At 70.8% G+C, this 18,623-nt stretch carries 14 protein-coding genes and 1 pseudogene; 1 reads left to right on the top strand and 14 read right to left on the bottom strand.

Going from position 1 to position 18,623, the window contains the following annotated elements; all coding sequences use genetic code 11:
• From ACIQ1J_RS28420 to ACIQ1J_RS28355, 14 genes and pseudogenes are all read right to left on the bottom strand, one after another.
• Nucleotides 1-555, bottom strand: a pseudogene (locus ACIQ1J_RS28420) (ribonuclease E/G); the annotation flags it as partial.
• Nucleotides 556-829: 274 nt separating this feature from the next.
• On the bottom strand, nt 830-1,606 hold the full coding sequence (locus ACIQ1J_RS28415) for a TIGR03936 family radical SAM-associated protein (RefSeq protein WP_403561211.1): 777 nt from the start codon (nt 1,604-1,606) through the stop codon (nt 830-832).
• Between the two features lie 48 nt (nt 1,607-1,654).
• Nucleotides 1,655-2,743, bottom strand: coding sequence for a hypothetical protein (locus ACIQ1J_RS28410; protein ID WP_403561209.1), 1,089 nt, complete (start codon nt 2,741-2,743; stop codon nt 1,655-1,657).
• A 54-nt stretch (nt 2,744-2,797) separates the two neighbouring features.
• Nucleotides 2,798-3,298 carry a hypothetical protein gene (locus ACIQ1J_RS28405; RefSeq protein ID WP_403561207.1) on the bottom strand — a complete coding sequence of 167 codons (501 nt, stop codon included), beginning with the start codon at nt 3,296-3,298 and terminating at the stop codon, nt 2,798-2,800.
• Nucleotides 3,299-3,468: 170 nt separating this feature from the next.
• Nucleotides 3,469-5,436, bottom strand: coding sequence for a TIGR03960 family B12-binding radical SAM protein (locus tag ACIQ1J_RS28400; protein ID WP_403561205.1), 1,968 nt, complete (start codon nt 5,434-5,436; stop codon nt 3,469-3,471).
• 102 nt (nt 5,437-5,538) lie between these two features.
• Entirely contained in the window at nt 5,539-6,738 is a 1,200-nt protein-coding gene (gene rodA / locus ACIQ1J_RS28395; RefSeq protein ID WP_210962094.1) for a rod shape-determining protein RodA, read from the bottom strand.
• The gene (gene mrdA, locus ACIQ1J_RS28390; protein WP_403561203.1) at nt 6,735-9,038 is read right to left on the bottom strand and encodes a penicillin-binding protein 2; all 2,304 of its coding nucleotides are present in this window, start codon (nt 9,036-9,038) and stop codon (nt 6,735-6,737) included. Before mrdA ends, rodA begins: the two co-directional genes overlap by 4 nt.
• 82 nt (nt 9,039-9,120) lie before the next feature.
• Nucleotides 9,121-9,792: a rod shape-determining protein MreD gene (gene mreD, locus ACIQ1J_RS28385; protein ID WP_210962092.1), complete on the bottom strand. Its 672-nt coding sequence runs from the start codon at nt 9,790-9,792 to the stop codon at nt 9,121-9,123.
• A 13-nt stretch (nt 9,793-9,805) separates the two neighbouring features.
• A complete protein-coding gene (gene mreC / locus ACIQ1J_RS28380; RefSeq protein ID WP_403561201.1) occupies nt 9,806-10,789 on the bottom strand; it encodes a rod shape-determining protein MreC in 984 nt (327 codons plus the stop codon).
• A 181-nt stretch (nt 10,790-10,970) separates the two neighbouring features.
• Nucleotides 10,971-11,990, bottom strand: a complete 1,020-nt coding sequence (locus tag ACIQ1J_RS28375) for a rod shape-determining protein (protein WP_087809356.1) — start codon at nt 11,988-11,990, stop codon at nt 10,971-10,973.
• 318 nt (nt 11,991-12,308) lie between these two features.
• Nucleotides 12,309-12,722, bottom strand: coding sequence for a nucleoside-diphosphate kinase (ndk, locus tag ACIQ1J_RS28370; protein WP_210962090.1), 414 nt, complete (start codon nt 12,720-12,722; stop codon nt 12,309-12,311).
• Between the two features lie 81 nt (nt 12,723-12,803).
• Complete coding sequence (locus tag ACIQ1J_RS28365; protein ID WP_403561199.1) at nt 12,804-13,160, bottom strand: DUF4233 domain-containing protein; 357 nt, start codon at nt 13,158-13,160, stop codon at nt 12,804-12,806.
• A gap of 6 nt (nt 13,161-13,166) precedes the next feature.
• A complete protein-coding gene (locus ACIQ1J_RS28360; protein WP_403561197.1) occupies nt 13,167-14,690 on the bottom strand; it encodes a bifunctional folylpolyglutamate synthase/dihydrofolate synthase in 1,524 nt (507 codons plus the stop codon).
• A 163-nt stretch (nt 14,691-14,853) separates the two neighbouring features.
• Entirely contained in the window at nt 14,854-17,478 is a 2,625-nt protein-coding gene (locus tag ACIQ1J_RS28355; RefSeq protein WP_403561195.1) for a valine--tRNA ligase, read from the bottom strand.
• Nucleotides 17,479-17,615: 137 nt separating this feature from the next.
• On the opposite strand from ACIQ1J_RS28355, the gene ACIQ1J_RS28350 reads away from it, so the two are divergent.
• Nucleotides 17,616-18,593, top strand: a complete 978-nt coding sequence (locus ACIQ1J_RS28350; RefSeq protein WP_403561193.1) for a hypothetical protein — start codon at nt 17,616-17,618, stop codon at nt 18,591-18,593.
• The last annotated feature ends 30 nt before the right edge of the window (nt 18,594-18,623 follow it).

The following is an 18,623-nucleotide window of genomic DNA, read 5'->3' as shown; positions in this document are numbered from 1 at the left end:
GGACACCTCGGCGGCCGCAGGCACCGCGGCCGGCCCGGCGTCCGACACCGCAGCAGCGGACATCTCCTCGGCGGCCGACTCGGTCGGCGCCGTCACACTGCGCGTGGCACGACGCCGGCTACGGCGCGGAGCAGCCTCCTCGGCAGGCGCGGACACCTCGGCGGCCGCAGGCACCGCGGCCGGCTCGGGCCGGGCCGGCGGCTCGGCGGCGGTGGACGCCGGCACGACGGTCTCGGCCGTCTCCGCCGACGTCGGTGCCCCGGCGGGCGCGGAGGCGCGGCGCACCGCACGGCGCCGCGGCCGGCCCGCGGACGCGGGCTCCGGAGCCGCCTCGGGCACCTCGGCGGCGGCCTCGGCCTCCGCCTCTTCCGCCTCGTCGGTCACCTCGGCCGGCGCGACGGTCTCCGCCGGCGCCTCGGGAACACCGGACGGCGGGCCCGCCGGGCGGGACGCGGCCCTGCGCCGACGGCGCGGCGGCAGGGTGTCGCTGGGGGTCTGCGATTCGGAGCCCGTCGAGGTGGTCGAGGACTCTGTGGATTCGGTCGGTTCGAGCATGCGGGGGTTTCTCCCGTCAGGCTCCCGGGCGCCGCGCCTGGCCCGGCATCGACCATGTCGACCGCCGGTGACGTCCGCGGCTCGCGCGATGCGCGGTCGCCGCCGTCCGGGGCGCGGGCGCCGCTCGGAAGCTCTCCGTGTCTTGTCTCGCCGGTTCCGTACCCCTTGTCGTGCACGGCCTGGCGAAAGTCTTGTGATCGGTGCGCTGCCCGACCCAGGTGGCTCCCGAGTTCGAGGGCGGCGCTGCGACGTCCGTCCCTGAGCGGAACCTTCCTTACGCCGACGCCTTCGCGGCGGCGGAAGCGGCGGCCGGTTGCGGCTCGGGCGCTTCTGCCTCGCGGTCGGGCGCGAGCGGGTCGGTCACCGCACCGGTCTCTTCATCGAACAGCCCCTGCGCCAGCCTGGTCACCGCAGCGGGGACCGGCGGCGCCAGGTCGGCCACGGCGCGAAGACCGGACAGGACGTCGTCGGGTCGTACGGCAGGCGTCACGTGCCGAACAACCAGCCGCAGTATCGCACAGGGCTGGTCGGTCGGCCTATCAGCCGGCGAACCGTACGTGGTGGCGCTCTCGAGGTGCGCGACGGCGGAGCGGGCGTCGAAGGTACGGACGCCGTTCTTGGTCCTGCGCTGGACCTCCACGGCCGGGGCCGCGTTGAACGCCGCCACGGCGCGTTCGGCCTCCGCGGGATCCACACCGGTCAGCCGCAGCTCCCACACGGAAGCCGTCAGCCGGTCGGCGAGTCCGGAGGTCCGGGCCTCGGCCGCCTCCACGATGTCGAGCCCGGTGGGCAGCGACTCGTCGAGGAGCAGCCTGAGCCGCTCCGGGTCGCGCGCTTCGGTGAGCGCGATCTCCAGGTACTCCGCCTCACTGCCCGTGCCGGTGGGTGCGGCATTGGCGTACGACACCTTCGGATGCGGCGTGAACCCCGCCGAGTACGCCATGGGTACCTCGGCGCGGCGCAGGGCACGCTCGAAGGCGCGCTGGAAGTCACGGTGGCTGGTGAACCGGAGGCGGCCGCGCTTGGTGTAACGCAGTCGGATGCGCTGCACCGCGGGTACGGGCGGCGGGCCTTCGGGCTGTCGCTTGCCCAGTGTCGTTCAGTCCTTCGTGAGAGCGGTCGTACTGCTACCAAGAGTACGTGCCTCGGCCGCGGATGGTTCCCGCCGTACCACCGTCGGCTGCTTCGCCGGCTCCCCGAAGAGCATCCGGCGCACATCGGCACGGGCCTGCCGCACGGACGACCGGGCGGAGCCGAGCGCCTGCCGGGCCGCCCGCCCCACGCCGCGCGCACCCTCGGCGAGCGGCCGCAGAACGGTGTCCCGCACGGCGTGCCCCACCGGCGTCAGGACGCTCCGGTACGCCCATCGCGCCGGCTCGGCGACGGTCCACCGGAAGAGGGTGCCGAGGAACCGCCCGACGGCGCGCGAGATGTGCCCCGCGATCCGCCAGGCGTGCCCGAGGGCGTCCAGGACCTCCCTCCCGATGACGGCGGACACTCGCCCGACCGGCGTGAGCACCCACCGCCACAGCACCAGGGCGGGCAGCACCAACAGCACCCGGACGATCCAGTACAGGGCCGTCCCCACACCGGTGACGACCATGCCCAGGCACCGGACGATTCCCCTGGCGCACCAGGCCGGCCCCCTGCCGCACCAGGCGAGCGCGTGCCCGACCGGAGTGAGCACCCAGGCGTAGAGCCACGCCGCCGGTACGACGACGAGATACCGCGCCAGCCGGGCGAGAACGGCGTACAGCCCCCGCCCGACGGCCGCGAACCCGGCGCCCACACCCATGAAGAACCAGGTGAGCCCATGCCCGACCGGCGTCAGCAGCCACCGGTACACCCCCACCGCCGGTACGACGAGCAGCACCTTCCCGAGCCAGGCGACCCCCTGGGCCACCGGCACGAGGACATACCGCCACACCCCGACCAGCGGCCACACGAAGACGGCCCGCCCCAGCCACGCCAGCGCCCGCCCGAACGGCCGCAGCACCGTGTCCCGCAGCACCCTCCCGGCGACGACCAGCGCGTCCCACACCATCCGCACCGGCAGGACCAGCACCAGGACCACGATCCGCACGGGAATCCGGATCGCCACGACCAGACACCCCTCGGCATCCGGCCGCCGCACCGCTTCCTCCCGCGGACCCACCCCGGGCGCCTTCGCCAGATCCACCATGCCCATGAAGACGCCGCGCGACCCGGTTCGGATCCCGCGGCGCGCGACAGCCCCGGACCGTCAGTGACTCACGGCCCGGTCGAAGCCGGTGACGTTGAGTTCGACGCCCTTCGTGCTCCTGAGCGTCGTCGGGTACTCGCCCCGGGCGGTCTGGCCGGGGCGCACGTCCGTCTCCAGCTGGGTCCCGTTCTCCAGGCGGGTGCCGTCGGCGTCGACCGCCTCCCCGTCCCACGAGTAGCCGGACTCCTCGCCACTGCCGTTCCTGATCGTCCAGACCACCCAGATGCCGGTGCCGCCGGCCGCCGAGCGGTTGTCCGGCTCGAAGCCGGCGAGGTCGGCTCGTTCGCCGCCGCCCTCGGTTTCCTGCGGCGTCTCCCGCGCCGTGTTCCCGGTGGTGGTCCTGCCGGGCGCGGGTGTGGTGCTCTCGTCGCCGCCCCCAGCGCGATCGCCGTCACGATCACGATGATGACGACCACCGCGGCCAGGGCGCCGGCACACCCCCACAGACAGCCGCGCCCCCGCCGCTGCCGCCCGGGTGGCGGCTCGGGAGGAGTCGCCCACTGCCCGGGAGAGGGGACGCCACCCCGGCTCCCCCACTGCGGGCCGCTACCCGCGGATCCGTCCCGGGGCGGCTCGCTCGATGACATGTCCGCCTCCTCCGTAGCGAGTATCGCCACGCCAGGAAGCGGCAGGCCCCGCCGCGAGCCGGGAGCGGCACTCGTGCGACACGGTCAGTGAGCGTGTCTGCTGGTCTCCGGCTTCTTGACCGTCAACGGCAGCAGCTTCTTGCCGGTCGGGCCGATCTGGATCTCCGTGTCCATCGCCGGGCACACCCCGCAGTCGAAGCACGGCGTCCAGCGGCAGTCGTCGACCTCCGTCTCGTCGAGGGCGTCCTGCCAGTCCTCCCAGAGCCACTCCTTGTCGAGGCCGGAGTCGAGGTGGTCCCAGGGGAGGACCTCCTCGTAGCCGCGCTCGCGGGTGGTGTACCAGTCGACGTCGACGCCGAAGGGCTCCAGGGCCTTGTCGGCGCAGGCCATCCAGCGGTCGTACGAGAAGTGCTCGCGCCAGCCGTCGAAGCGGCCGCCGTCCTCGTAGACGGCGCGGATCACGGCGCCGGTGCGGCGGTCGCCGCGGGAGAGGAGGCCCTCGACGATGCCGGGCTTGCCGTCGTGGTAGCGGAAGCCGATGGAGCGGCCGTACTTCTTGTCGCCGCGGATCTTGTCGCGGAGCTTCTGCAGGCGGGCGTCCGTCTCCTCGGCGGAGAGCTGCGGCGACCACTGGAAGGGGGTGTGGGGCTTGGGGACGAAGCCGCCGATCGAGACCGTGCAGCGGATGTCGCCGGAGCCGGAGACCTCGCGGCCCTTCTGGATGACGCGGGTGGCCATGTCGGCGATCTGGAGGACGTCGTCGTCGGTCTCGGTGGGCAGGCCGCACATGAAGTACAGCTTCACCTGGCGCCAGCCGTTGCCGTAGGCCGTGGCGACGGTCCGGATGAGGTCGTCCTCCGAGACCATCTTGTTGATGACCTTGCGGATGCGCTCGGAGCCGCCCTCGGGGGCGAAGGTGAGGCCCGAGCGGCGGCCGTTGCGGGTCAGCTCGTTGGCCAGGTCGATGTTGAAGGCGTCGACGCGGGTGGAGGGGAGGGACAGGCCGATCTTGTCCTCCTCGTACCGGTCCGCGAGGCCCTTGGCGACGTCGCCGATCTCCGAGTGGTCCGCGGAGGAGAGCGAGAGCAGGCCGACCTCTTCGAAACCGGTGGCCTTCAGGCCCTTCTCGACCATGTCGCCGATGCCGGTGATGGAGCGCTCGCGCACCGGGCGGGTGATCATGCCGGCCTGGCAGAAGCGGCAGCCTCGGGTGCAGCCGCGGAAGATCTCCACCGACATGCGCTCGTGGACGGTCTCGGCGAGGGGGACGAGAGGCTGCTTGGGGTAGGGCCACTCGTCGAGGTCCATGACGGTGTGCTTGGAGACGCGCCACGGGACGCCCGAGCGGTTGGGGACGACGCGGGCGATACGGCCGTCGGGGAGGTACTCGACGTCGTAGAAGCCGGGGACGTACACGCCGCCGGTCTTCGCCAGGCGGAGGAGGAGTTCCTCGCGGCCGCCGGGGCGGCCCTCGGCCTTCCAGGCGCGGATGATCGCGGTGATCTCCAGGACGGCCTGCTCGCCGTCGCCGATGACCGCGCAGTCGATGAAGTCGGCGATCGGCTCGGGGTTGAAGGCCGCGTGTCCGCCGGCCAGGACGACCGGGTCGTCGATGCCGCGGTCCTTGGACTCCAGCGGGATGCCGGCCAGGTCCAGGGCGGTCAGCATGTTGGTGTAGCCCAGCTCCGTGGAGAAGGAGAGGCCGAAGACGTCGAAGGCCTGCACCGGGCGGTGGCTGTCGACGGTGAACTGCGGGACGGAGTGCTCCCGCATCAGCTCCTCCAGGTCCGGCCACACGCTGTAGGTGCGCTCGGCGAGGACGCCCTGCTGCTCGTTGAGCACCTCGTAGAGGATCATGACGCCCTGGTTGGGCAGACCGACCTCGTACGCGTCGGGGTACATCAGGGCCCAGCGGACGTCGCAGGATTCCCAGTCCTTGACCGTGGAGTTGAGCTCTCCGCCGACGTACTGGATCGGCTTCTGCACATGCGGGAGCAGAGCTTCGAGCTGCGGAAACACAGACTTCACAGGCTCGGCGGCTTCGGCAGGCATCTCAGGGAACCTTTGTGTGCTGACAAGGGGGACCATCCAGCCTAACCCGGCGAAGGAGGTCCCCCGTACCGCCCGTGGCCCGCGTCCCGGCCGGGCCCCTGCTCAGGCGGACATCGGTCTCTGCACCGTGATCGACTGGAGCAGCCCGACCGCGAGCCACACGGCGAACATCGACGAGCCGCCGTACGACACGAAGGGCAGCGGCAGTCCGGTGACCGGCATGATGCCGAGCGTCATGCCGATGTTCTCGAAGGTCTGGAAGGCGAACCAGGCGACGATTCCGGCGGCGACGATCGTGCCGTACAGGTCGGTGGTCTCGCGTGCGATCCTGCAGGCGCGCCAGAGCACCACGCCGAGCAGGGCGATGATGAGGCCCGCGCCGAGGAAGCCGAGTTCCTCCCCGGCGACCGTGAAGACGAAGTCGGTCTGCTGTTCGGGGACGAAGCGGCCGGTGGTCTGTGAGCCGTTGAAGAGGCCGGAGCCGGTGAGGCCGCCGGAGCCGATCGCGATGCGTGCCTGGTTGGTGTTGTAGCCGACGCCGGCGGGGTCGAGTGCCGGGTTGGCGAAGGCGGCGAAGCGGGCGATCTGGTAGTCGTCGAGGACCCCGAGCTGCCAGACGGCGAGGGCGCCGGCGGTTCCGGCGCCGATGAGTCCGAACACCCAGCGGTTGGTGGCGCCGGAGGCGAGCAGCACGCCCAGCACGATGATGACCATGACCATGACCGAGCCGAGGTCGGGCATGAGCATCACGATCAGCATCGGCACGGTGGCCAGGCCCAGGGCCTGGAGCACGGTCCGGTGGTCCGGGTTCGGCCGGTCCCCCGCGTCGACGCGGGCGGCCAGCAGCATCGCCATGCCCAGGATGATCGTGATCTTGACGAACTCCGAGGGCTGGAGGGAGAAGCCGCCGGGGAGTTTGATCCAGGAGTGGGCGCCGTTGATGGTCGAGCCGAGCGGGGTGAGCACCAGCAGGATCAGGAAGACGGACGCGCCGTAGAGGACCGGCACGGCGGTGCGCAGGGCGCGGTGGCCGAGCCAGACGACGCCGACCATCAGGGCGAGCCCGATGCCGGTGTTCAGGAGGTGCCGGGTCAGGAAGTAGTACGGGTCGCCCTGGTTGAGTTCGGTGCGGTTGCGGGTCGCGGAGTAGACGAGCAGCGAGCCCAGCAGCGAGAGCGCGACGGCGGCCAGCAGTATCGGCCAGTCGAGCCGGCGCGCCATCGAGTCCCGGGCGAGCAGTCGGGTCCACCCGGCTTTCTCGGGTCCGTATCCGGAGACCTGGAAGCTGTTGGAACCGGTCATGCGCGCGCCCTCCGGCTTCCGCTTCTGCCCGCACTGCGCTTTCCGCCGCCGTGCCGGCCCGCGCCGCCGCGTCGTCGGTGCCGGCGTGTGTCGCGGTTGTCGCCGTTCTGCGTCGGCGTCGTCGCTCCCTGTTCCTGTCCGTCGAGGGGGGCGTACTCCTCCTCCGGGGAGGCCTCCTCCTTCGGCAGCAGGTCCTTGACGGCGTCCTTGGACATCTTCGGCGCGGGGATGGTGCCGTCCGCCTTGATCGTCGGGAGCTCCGCCTGCGGCTTGGGCAGCAGCGCCTTCTTGCCGTCGACCTTCCCGTCGTCGGAGACGCCGTACAGCGCGTCGTAGATGTTGCGGACGGCGGGGCCGGAGGCGCCGGAGCCCGTACCGCCCTGGGAGATCGTCATGACGATCGTGTAGTCGTCGGTGTACGTGGCGAACCACGAGGTGGTCTGCTTGCCGTGGACCTCTGCCGTGCCGGTCTTGGCGTGCATCGGGATCTCGTCCTGCGGCCAGCCCTCGAAGCGCCAGGCGGCGGTGCCGCGGGTGGCGACGCCTTCGAGGGCGTCGTCCATCTTGGCCAGCGTGGTCTTGCTTATCGGCAGCTTGCCGTGCGACTTGGGCTCGATCGCGTCGACTTCCTTGCCGTCCGGGCTGACGACCGCCTTGCCGATGCTCGGGTCGTACAGGGTGCCGCCGTTGGCGATGGCCGCGTAGACGGTGGCCATCTGGATGGGGGTGACGAGGGTGTCGCCCTGGCCGATGGAGTAGTTGATCGCGTCACCGGCGCGCATCCTGTTGCCCTCGAGGCAGCCCTCGTACGCGAGTTTCTCGACGTAGGAGCCGTCCTTCTTGCCCGTCTTGCACCAGGCGTCCTTGTTGGCCTCCCAGTAGTTCTGCTTCCACTTGCGGTCGGGGACCCGGCCGGTGACCTCGTTGGGCAGGTCGATGCCGGTCTCCTTGCCGAGGCCGAACTCGTGGGCGGCCTTGTAGAAGTAGTCGTTGGGATTCTTGGGCTTCATGCCACCGTCCTTCTTCCACTCCTGGTGGGCCAGGCGGTAGTAGACGGTGTCGCAGGAGAGTTCCAGGGCGCGGCCGATGCTGATGGAGCCGTAGCTGGCGGACTCGAAGTTCTTGAAGACCTGGCCGCCGACGGAGTAGGAGCTGGAGCAGTCGTAGCCGCCGTCGAAGTCGTAGCCGGCCTCGACCGCGGCGGACGAGGAGACGACCTTGAAGATCGAGCCGGGGGCGGCCTGGCCCTGGGTGGCCCGGTTGAGCAGCGGGTAGTTGGACTCCTTGCCGGTGAGCCGCTTGTAGTCCTTGGCGGAGATGCCGCCGACCCAGGCGTTCGGGTCGTACGTCGGGTTGGAGGCCATGGCGACGACGCGGCCGGTCTTGGCCTCCATCACCACGACCGCGCCCGCGTCGGCCTCGTAGAGCCGGTTGGTGTTGCGGTCCATCTCCTTGCGGGCGGCCTTCATCGCCTCGTTCAGCTCGTACTCGGCGACCCGCTGGACGCGGGCGTCGAGACTGGTGACGAGGTTGGAGCCGGGCACGCCCGGGTCGGACTCGGCCTCGCCGATGACGCGGCCGAGGTTGTCGACCTCGTAGCGGGTGACGCCGGCCTTGCCGCGCAGCGCCTTGTCGTACTGGCGTTCCAGGCCGGAGCGGCCGACCTGGTCCGAACGCAGGAAGGGCGAGTCGGTGTCCTCGGCCTTCTGGATCTCCTCGTCGGTGACCGGGGAGAGGTAGCCGAGGACCTGCCCGGTGTTCGCCTTGCCGGGGCTCGCGTAGCGGCGTACGGCCATGGGCTCGGCGGTGATGCCGGGGAAGTCCTCGGCCCGTTCGCGGATCTGGAGGGCCTGCTTGGGGGTGGCCTCGTCGGTGACGGGGATCGGCTGGTAGGGCGAGCCGTTCCAGCAGGGCTGGGGGGTCTCGGCGTCGCACAGCCGGACCTTCTCCATGACCTCCTTGGGCGTCATGCCCAGGACCCCGGCGAGCTTGGTGAGGACGGTCTTGCCGTCGTCCTTCATCTTGAGCAGGTCGGTGCGGGAGGCGGAGACGACGAGCCGGGTCTCGTTGTCGGCGAGTGCCACACCGCGGGCATCCAGGATGGAGCCGCGGGGGGCGGGCTGGACGACCTGCTGGACGTGGTTGCCGGAGGCCTCCTTGGCGTACTCGTCGCCCTGGCGGATCTGGAGGTACCAGAGCCGGCCGCCGAGGGTGCCCAGGAGGGAGAGGACGAGGATCTGGATGACGACGAGCCGGGTCTGGACGCGTGTGCTGCGGCCGGTCTCGGGGATGTTGGTCACCGCGGCTGCCTCCCCCTCGTGAGGTGCGTGGTCCTTGTGTACGGCCGCGTCGCGCACGGCCGCTTCGTGTGCTGCCGCGTCGTCACAGCCGCTTGACCCCCTTGATGCGTCCGGCCCGGGCGACCCGCGCCCGCGCCGCCTTCACCCGCAGTCCGTTGCGCTGGTTGCCGATGCGCAGCCCGGTGCCGCCGGAGAGCCAGCCGGAGGCGATGTCGCTCTTCTGGCCGGCGGAGTTGGTCTCGGCCAGCGGGTCGTTCTCGGCGCGTCTGGCCAGGGCCATGATGCCGGGGACGACGAACGGCGCGAGCAGCAGGTCGTACAGGGCGGCCGTGAACAGCAGGCTGGGCAGGCCGACATGGCGGGCGGCGGTGTCGCCGACGAGGGCTCCGACGCCCGCGTACAGCAGGGTGGCGCCGAGGGCGGCGACGACCACGACGGCCATCGGGCCGGTGGCCGTCCTGAGCCGCCCGTTCTCCGGTTTGGCGAGGCCGGCGAGGTAGCCGATGACGCAGAGCACCAGGGCGTAGCGGCCGGCGGCGTGGTCGGCGGGCGGGGCGAGGTCGGCGAGCAGCCCTGCGCCGAAACCGACGAGGGCGCCGCCGACGTGGCCGTAGACCAGGGCGAGGCCGAGGACGGTGAGGAGGAGCAGGTCGGGGACGGCGCCGGGCAGGTGGAGGCGGGCGAGGACGCTCACCTGGAGCACCAGGGCGACGACGACCAGGGAGACGGACAGCAGGATCCGGTTGACGCGCATGGGGTGAGAACTCCTACTGCTCGTTCTGCTGGTTCTGCTCGGTCTGCTCGTTCTCTTCGCCTTGTGTCCCCCCGTCGGTGCCGGCCCCGGCGGACGGGGTCGCGGTCACCGTGACGGTCGGCGTGGGTTTCGGCGTCGGCTTGTCCGGGAGCACCGTGTCGCGCGGGTCCTTCTGCGGGGCCTGGACGACGACGCCGACGATGTCGAGCTTGGTGAAGCTGACGAACGGCGTGACGTCGAGGGTGCGGGTCAGGTCGCCGCCGGAGGGGTCGATGCGGGAGACGACGCCTACGGGCACGCCGGGCACGAACGGCTTGTCGGCCTGGGAGCCGAAGGTGACCAGGCGGTCGCCCTTCTTGACGTCGGCCTTGCCGTTGAGGAGTTCGACGCGCAGGGGCCGGCCGCCCTGGCCGGAGGCGAAGCCGAGTTCGTCACCGGCCTCCATCCGGGTGCCGACGGTGAAGTCGGGGTCGTTGGCGAGCAGCACGGTGGCGGTGCCCGGGCCGACGGTGGTCACGCGGCCCACGAGGCCGTCGCCGTTGAGGACGGTCATGTCGCGCTTGATGCCGTCGTCGGCGCCGGCGTCGATGGTGATGGTCCAGGAGAAGCCCTGAGCGGCTCCTATGGCGATGACCTGGGCGCCCTTGATGCCGTACTGGCCGGCGCCGGCCAGCCCGAGCATCTTGTCGAACTGCTTCAGGCGGCTGCGGCCGCGCTCGTCGCTGCCGAGCTTCGCCTTCAGGGCCGCGTTCTGCGTCTCCAGTTCGGCGAGCCGGTCGTGCCGGTCGCCGGAGTCGCGGACGGCGGAGACCGCGTTGCCGACCGGGTCGACCGCGGACGACACCCCGTTCTCGATCGGACCGAAGACGCCCGCCGCGGCCTGCCGGGCACCGTCGACCGGGGAATCCTCCCCACCGCGGATGTCCACCGTGATCAGTGCGAACGCGATGGCGATCAGCAGCACCAGGAGCAGCCGGCTCTCTTTCGTGTCCCTCACGTGCGGCGGCCGTGCCTTCCTCGTCGAATTCGGGAATCTCGGAATGTACGTGGCGGTGTTCAGGAATTCAGCTGATTCGGTACGTCGGGCGCTTCACGCGCATCCGGTACCGCAACCCTCTATATCAACGATCCGCCGCACGAGAGGAGATCGTCTCGTACGGCGGAACCGAAGTGTTACGTCATCTGCGGGGCGAGGCGTCCAGCACCTGCTGGAGTGCCTCGAACTCCTCGACGCACTTGCCGCTGCCGAGCGCCACGCTGTCCAGCGGGTCCTCGGCGATGTGGATCGGCATTCCGGTCTCCCGGCGCAGCCGTTCGTCGAGCCCGCGCAGCAGCGCGCCGCCGCCGGTCAGGACGATGCCCCGGTCCATGATGTCGCCGGACAGCTCCGGCGGACACTTGTCGAGGGTGGTCTTGACCGCGTCGACGATCGCGTTGACCGGCTCCTCGATGGCCTTGCGCACTTCGCCGGCCGAGATGACGACGGTCTTGGGCAGCCCGGAGACGAGGTCCCGGCCACGGATTTCGGTGTGCTCGTCAGCGTCGAGGTCGTACGCCGAACCGATCGTGATCTTGATCTGTTCGGCCGTGCGCTCGCCCAGCAGAAGGCTGTACTCCTTCTTCACGTGCTGGATGATCGCGTTGTCCAGCTCGTCACCCGCGACGCGGATGGACTGGGCGGTGACGATGCCGCCGAGCGAGATGACCGCGACCTCCGTGGTGCCGCCGCCGATGTCCACCACCATGTTGCCCGTGGCCTCGTGGACCGGCAGGCCGGAGCCGATGGCCGCGGCCATGGGCTCCTCGATGATGTGCACCTGCCGGGCGCCGGCCTGGGACGACGCCTCGATGACGGCGCGGCGCTCGACGCCCGTGATGCCCGAGGGCACACAGACGACGACCCGCGGACGAGCCAGATAACGCCGCTTGTGGATCTTCAGGATGAAGTAGCGGAGCATCCGCTCGGTGATCTCGAAGTCGGCGATGACGCCGTCCTTCAGCGGGCGCACGGCAACGATGTTGCCGGGCGTGCGCCCGATCATCTTCTTCGCTTCGGCGCCGACCGCGAGGATGCCACCGGTGTTGGTGTTGATCGCGACGACGGACGGCTCGTTGAGTACGATCCCGCGACCCCTGACGTACACCAGCGTGTTGGCGGTCCCGAGGTCGACAGCCATGTCACGGCCGATGAACGACATTGAGTTCCCCATCAGGATTCGACTGGCCTTCCCAGGAGCTTTTGAGGGCTTTTCAGGTAGGCGAAGTGGATGCAGTGACGCGTGGAGGCTTCCATCGTAGACGCGCTTTCGCGAACACTGCGCGAGGGTCTTCGCCATTGTCAGCAGATGGCGCGGCGCCTCGCTTGTGGAGACGGGCCAACGGGGGCATCCGTTCCCCCGATCAGGCGCGCATATGCCACAGGGCGGTCGCTTTTACGCGACCGCCCCGGCCTCGCCTCGGCCATTCGGCTGACGGCCTGTCAGAAAAAAGGCAGTCCGGCGTGTCCCGGAGGAGGTTCAGACCCGACCCGGGAAGAAGATCTTCAGCTCGCGCTCGGCGGACTCCTCGGAGTCCGAGGCGTGGATCAGGTTCTCCCGCACGATCACGCCGAAGTCCCCGCGGATCGAGCCGGGAGCGGCGGCGATCGGGTCGGTGGGGCCGGCCAGCGCGCGCACGCCCTCGATGACCCGCTCGCCCTCGACGACCATGGCGACGACCGGACCGGACGCCATGAAGTCGACCAGCGGCTCGTAGAAGGGCTTGCCCTTGTGCTCGCCGTAGTGCTGCTCCAGCGTCTCGGCGTCCAGGGTGCGCAGTTCCAGCGCGGTGATCTGCCAGCCGGCCTTGCGCTCGATACGGCTGATGATCTCGCCGGTCAGGCCACGACGGACGGCGTCGGGCTTGAGGAGGACGAGGCTGCGCTGGGTCACGACGGGCTCCCTTGGGGGTGTGCGGTGGTGCGGGGTGATGACTGAGGTTACCGGGCGTGTCGCGGCGCCTGTCACACAGCGTCAGGCGGCGTCGGGCGCGGAGACCTCGGCCTGGGCCGCGAACCTCGCCTTCGCCTCGTCGATCTTCCGTCCGTAGTGCACGGAGGCCCACCACAGGGCGGCGAAGATCGCGCCGAGGAAGAACATGGACGGCACCACGAAGCCGGAGGCGATCAGCGCGATCTGCAGGGCCCAGCCGAAGGCGATGCCGCCGGGCCGGGTGACCACGCCGCACAGCGCGACGCACAGGACCATCGCGATGCCGCTGACCGTCCACACCGTCCCGACGGACAGGTCCGGGTCCTTCATGGCGACCAGTCCGGCGAAGCCGATGACGAGGAACTCGCTGATCAGAGTCGAAGCACAGAGCATACGCACGGTTTCTCAGCCCCTCCCGAGGAGCAGTCGGGCCTCGCCGACGGTGATGACGGAACCGGTGACGAGCACACCGCCGCCCGCGAACTCGCCCTCCTCCTCGGCCAGCGTGATCGCGGCCTCCAGGGCGTCCGGCAGCCGCGGCTCGACCTGGACGCGGTCCTCGCCGAACACCTCGACGGCGATTCCGGCCAGCTCGTCGGCGTCCATCGCGCGGTGGCTGGAGTTCTGGGTGACGACGACCTCGGCGAAGACCGGCTCGAAGGCCTCCAGCAGCCCCCGCACGTTCTTGTCGCCGCTCGCGCCGACCACGCCGATGAGCCGGCTGAACTGGAACGCCTCACCGACCGCCTCCGCGGTGACCCGGGCGCCGGCCGGATTGTGCGCGGCGTCCAGCACCACGGTCGGCGAACGCCGGACGACCTCCATCCGGCCCGGTGAGGCGACGGCGGCGAAGGCCTTGCGCACGGTGTCGATGTCCAGCGGCTCGGGACGCTGCGCGCCGACGCCGAAGAACGCCTCGACGGCGGCCAGCGCCACGGCCGCGTTGTGCGCCTGGTGGGCGCCGTGCAGCGGCAGGTAGACCTCGGTGTACTCGCCGCCGAGCCCGCGCAGGGTCATCAGCTGCCCGCCGACGGCGACCTGCCGGGCGACGACGCCGAACTCCAGCCCTTCGCGCGCCACGGTGGCGTTGACGTCCACGGCCTTCTTCAGCAGCACCTGCGCCGCGTCCACCGGCTGCTGGGCCAGGATCACGGTGGCGTCCTGCTTGACGATGCCGGCCTTCTCGGTCGCGATCGCGCCGGGCGTCTCGCCGAGCCGGTCGGTGTGGTCCAGGTCGATGGGGGTGACGACGGCGACGTCCCCGTCGATGACGTTGGTGGCGTCCCAGGAGCCGCCCATCCCGACCTCGACGACGGCCACGTCCACGGGCGCGTCGGCGAAGGCGGCGTACGCCATGCCGGTCAGCACCTCGAAGAAGGACAGCCGGTGCTCCTGGCGGCCGTCCACCATCTCGACGTACGGCTTGATGTCCTCGTACGTCTCGACGAACCGCTCGCCGGAGATCGGCGCCCCGTCCAGGCTGATGCGCTCGGTGACCGACTGCACGTGCGGCGAGGTGTACCGCCCGGTGCGCAGCTCGAAGGCGCCGAGCAGGGCCTCGATCATGCGGGCGGTGGTGGTCTTGCCGTTGGTCCCCGTGATGTGGATGGACGGGTACGACCGCTGCGGGTCACCCAGTACGTCCATCAGCGCGGCGATCCGGGTGACGGACGGCTCCAGTTTGGTCTCGCCCCAGCGCGTCGCGAGCTCCGTCTCCACCTCGCGCAGGGCCTTGTCCACCTCGGGATCCTCCGGCCGCGCGGGCACGTCGGCCTGCGGGGGGCCGCCCTGGGTGCGCAGGGTGCGGCTGCCGGCCTCGATGACGGCGAGGTCGGGGTCGCGGGTGGTCTCCGCGTCGATGATCTCGTCGAAGGAGTCGAGGGGGTCCGAGGGGTCGGGCTGGTCGTTCTCGCCGGGGATGTCGCTCACGGGGACCAGTCTACGTACCCGCTCTCCGCGGGCATTCGTGCCGCCTGGGGCGGCACGGGTGGGCGCGGGCGGCACCCCACTGCGCCGCGACCCACCGCGACGCGGGCGAAGGCCCCCGAGCCGATCGGACTCCGGGGGCCTTCACCGACACACGACCGGCGGGCTACGCCTCCGGCAGCTTCTCCAGCTGGGCCTGGATGCGGGCGATGTCCTCGTCCGCCTTGGCCAGCCGGCCCCGGATCTTGTCCACGACCTGCTCCGGCGCCTTGGCGAGGAACGCCTCGTTGCCCAGCTTGGCCGTGGCCTGGGCCTTCTCCTTCTCGGCGGCGGCGAGGTCCTTGGCGAGCCGCTTGCGCTCCGCCGCGAAGTCGATGACCCCGGACAGGTCGAGGGCGACCTCGACGCCCGCCACCGGCAGGGTCGCCGTCGCCGTGAAGGCGTCGCCCTCCGGCTGGAGCCGCAGCAGTTGCCGGACGGCCGCCTCGTGGGCCGCGAGCGGGCTGCCCGCGAGCGTCAGCCGCGCCGGAACCCGCTGGCCGGGCTGGAGGCCCTGGTCGGCGCGGAACCGGCGGACCTCGGTGATCACCGACTGGACGGTCGAGATCTCCCGCTCGGCGTCGGCGTCCCGGAAGCCGGAGTCCGACGGCCACGCGGCGATGACGACCGACTCGCCGCCCGTGAGCGTCGTCCACAACGTCTCGGTGACGAAGGGAACGACCGGGTGCAGCAGCCGCAGCGTGACGTCGAGGACCTCGCCGAGGACGCGCTTGCTGACCTCGGCGGCCTCGCCGCCGGCCTGGAACGTCGTCTTGGACAGCTCGACGTACCAGTCGAAGACCTCGTCCCAGGCGAAGTGGAACAGCGCGTCGGACAGCTTCGCGAACTGGTAGTCCTCGTAGTACGCGTCGACCTCGGCGACCACCGAGTTGAGCCGGGAGAGGATCCAGCGGTCGGTCGACGACATCTTCGAGGCGTCCGGCAGCGGGCCGTCGACCGTCGCGCCGTTCATCAGCGCGAAGCGGGTGGCGTTCCAGATCTTGTTGGCGAAGTTCCGGGAGCCCTGGACCCAGTCCTCGCCGATCGGGACGTCGACGCCCGGGTTGGCGCCGCGCGCGAGGGTGAAGCGCAGCGCGTCGGAGCCGTACTTGTCCATCCAGTCCAGCGGGTTCACGACGTTCCCGAAGGACTTGGACATCTTCTTGCCGTTCTGGTCACGGACCATGCCGTGCAGGGCGATGGTGTGGAACGGCGGGGTGCCGTCCATCGCGTACAGGCCGAACATCATCATCCGGGCGACCCAGAAGAAGAGGATGTCGTAGCCGGTCACCAGGACGGAGTTCGGGTAGAACTTCGCGAGCGAGTCGGTCTGCTCGGGCCAGCCCAGCGTGGAGAACGGCCACAGGCCGGAGGAGAACCAGGTGTCCAGGACGTCGGAGTCCTGGTGCCAGCCCTCGCCGCTCGGCGGCTCCTCGTCGGGCCCGACGCAGACGACCTCACCCTCCGGGCCGTACCAGACCGGGATGCGGTGGCCCCACCACAGCTGGCGCGAGATGCACCAGTCGTGGAGGTTGTCGACCCAGTCGAAGTACCGCTTCTCCATCTCCTGCGGGTGGATCTTGACCTTGCCGTCGCGGACGGCGTCGCCGGCGGCCTTCGCCAGCGGGCCGACCTTGACCCACCACTGCATGGACAGGCGCGGCTCGACGGTGGTCTTGCAGCGCGAGCAGTGGCCGACGCTGTGGACGTACGGCCGCTTCTCGGCGACGATCCGGCCCTCGGCGCGCAGCGCGGCGACGACGGCGGAGCGGGCCTCGAGACGGTCCAGGCCCTGGAAGGGGCCGTGGACGGTGATGACGGCGTGCTCGTCCATGACCGCGATGGCGGGCAGGTCGTGGCGCCGGCCGATCTCGAAGTCGTTCGGGTCGTGGGCGGGCGTCACCTTGACGGCACCGGTGCCGAACTCGGGGTCGACGTGCTCGTCGGCGACGACCGGGATGGAGCGGTCGGTGAGCGGCAGCTTGACGAGCTTGCCGATCAGGTGCTTGTACCGCTCGTCCTCGGGGTGGACGGCGACGGCCGTGTCGCCGAGCATCGTCTCGGCACGGGTGGTGGCGACGACGATCGTGTCGTCCCCGTCGCCGTACTTCATGGAGACCAGTTCGCCGTCGTCGTCCTGGTACTCGACCTCGATGTCCGAGATGGCCGTCAGACACCTGGGGCACCAGTTGATGATGCGCTCGGCGCGGTAGATCAGCTCGTCGTCGTAGAGCCGCTTGAAGATGGTCTGGACGGCCTGGGACAGGCCCTCGTCCATGGTGAACCGCTCACGCGACCACGCGACACCGTCTCCCAGGCGCCGCATCTGCCCGCCGATCTGCCCGCCGGACTCGCCCTTCCACTGCCAGACCCGCTCGACGAACGCCTCCCGGCCGAGGTCGTGCCGGGACTTGCCCTCCTTGGCCAGCTCCCGCTCGACGACGTTCTGCGTGGCGATACCGGCGTGGTCCATGCCGGGCTGCCACAGCGTCTCGTACCCCTGCATCCGCTTGCGGCGGGTCAGGGCGTCGATGAGCGTGTGCTCGAAGGCGTGCCCGAGGTGCAGGCTGCCCGTGACGTTCGGCGGGGGGATGACGACGGTGTACGGAGGCTTGTCGCCGTCCGCGTCCGCCTCGAAGTAACCCCGTTCCACCCAGCGCTCGTACAGCTTCCCCTCTACCTCGGCCGGCGCGTACTGGGTCGGCAGTTCGGTGGTGGGTGCGGGCTGCGGCTGCTGAGAGTTCTCGGTCACGGGGGTCAGTTTAAGGGCGTCACGACCGTGTCCCGAAACGCGTTTCCTCTGTAACGGTGTGGCCCCCGGTGACCTGCGCACACCAGGCCTGCGTCAGGATGTCAGCACCACGTAAGCATCTGGAGGGGAACCCAGAAATGAGTCACAACCAGCCGGGCCCGTACGGCGGGCAGCCCCAGCAGCCCGGACCGTACGGCCAGCCGGGCCCGTACGGCCAGCAGCCGCCGCAGGCCCCCCAGCCCGGCTACGGCTATCCCCAGCAGACGCCTCCGCCCGCGCAGCCGGGTTACGGCTACCCGCAGCAGCCCCAGCAGGGCGGCGTCCCGCCCCAGCAGCCGCCGTACGGCCAGCAGGCCCCGTACGGCCAGCAGCCTCCCTACGGCCAGCAGCCGTACGGCATGCCCCAGCCCCCGGCGCCGGGCGGCGGCAAGAAGAAGACGGGCCTGATCATCGGCGCGGTCGCCGTCGTGGCGGCGATCGGCGTGGGGGCGTACTTCGTGTTCGGCGGGGGCGGTGGTGCGGGCGGCCTGGAGGACGACGGCGCGCACAAGCTGACGACGCCGAAGACGGTGCTCGGCGACTACACGCGTGGCAGTGACGAGACCGCGTCCTCCGACAGCGACACGGAGGACCTCGCGAAGTCCGGGATCGAGGACGGCACGGGGGTGACCGGGTTCTACTCCACGGCGGACCTGAGCGGTTACGACCCCTCGGACCCGAGCACCGCGCCGGACCCCGCGGAGATGGCGACGGCGAAGGGCATCACCTTCATCGGTGGCTACGGCAAGATCTCCGATCCCGAGGCGACGCTCGACAAGTTCTTCGCGGAGTTCAAGAAGCAGTCCGAGAAGAGCTCCTCGTCCGGCACCGGCACCGGCGGCAAGGTGCTCGGCGAGCCCGAGTCGGTCGACCTGGACGGCGCGGTCATGAAGTGCCAGGGGGTCGAGGGCACCAACCCGGTCACCGAGAAGGAGAAGACCGACTGGATCTGTGTCTGGGCCGACTACAGCACGGCCGCCGTGGTCTCCCCCGGTGACGCCACCAAGGGTGTGACGAAGGACGTCGCCGTCGACATCACCACCAAGCTCCGCAAGGAGATCCGCGTCAAGGCCTGACGCCCGCGCGCGACGTCGAAGGGGCCCCGG

The organism is Streptomyces sp. NPDC097107, from assembly GCF_044762405.1.
Lineage (GTDB): Bacteria > Actinomycetota > Actinomycetes > Streptomycetales > Streptomycetaceae > Streptomyces > Streptomyces thinghirensis.
The sequence above is the reverse complement of the archived record's forward strand: the minus strand, read 5'-3'. Positions and strand labels throughout refer to the sequence as shown.

Bases quoted from the DNA above. Each gene is read 5' to 3' on its own strand.
- mreD (WP_210962092.1), bottom strand. From the start codon at position 9,792: ATGCGCGTCAACCGGATCCTGCTGTCCGTCTCCCTGGTCGTCGTCGCC.
- ACIQ1J_RS28375 (WP_087809356.1), bottom strand. From the start codon at position 11,990: ATGTCGTTCATCGGCCGTGACATGGCTGTCGACCTCGGGACCGCCAAC.
- rodA (WP_210962094.1), bottom strand. From the start codon at position 6,738: ATGACCGGTTCCAACAGCTTCCAGGTCTCCGGATACGGACCCGAGAAA.
- ACIQ1J_RS28350 (WP_403561193.1), top strand. From the start codon at position 17,616: ATGAGTCACAACCAGCCGGGCCCGTACGGCGGGCAGCCCCAGCAGCCC.
- ACIQ1J_RS28410 (WP_403561209.1), bottom strand. From the start codon at position 2,743: ATGGGCATGGTGGATCTGGCGAAGGCGCCCGGGGTGGGTCCGCGGGAG.
- ACIQ1J_RS28400 (WP_403561205.1), bottom strand. From the start codon at position 5,436: ATGCCTGCCGAAGCCGCCGAGCCTGTGAAGTCTGTGTTTCCGCAGCTC.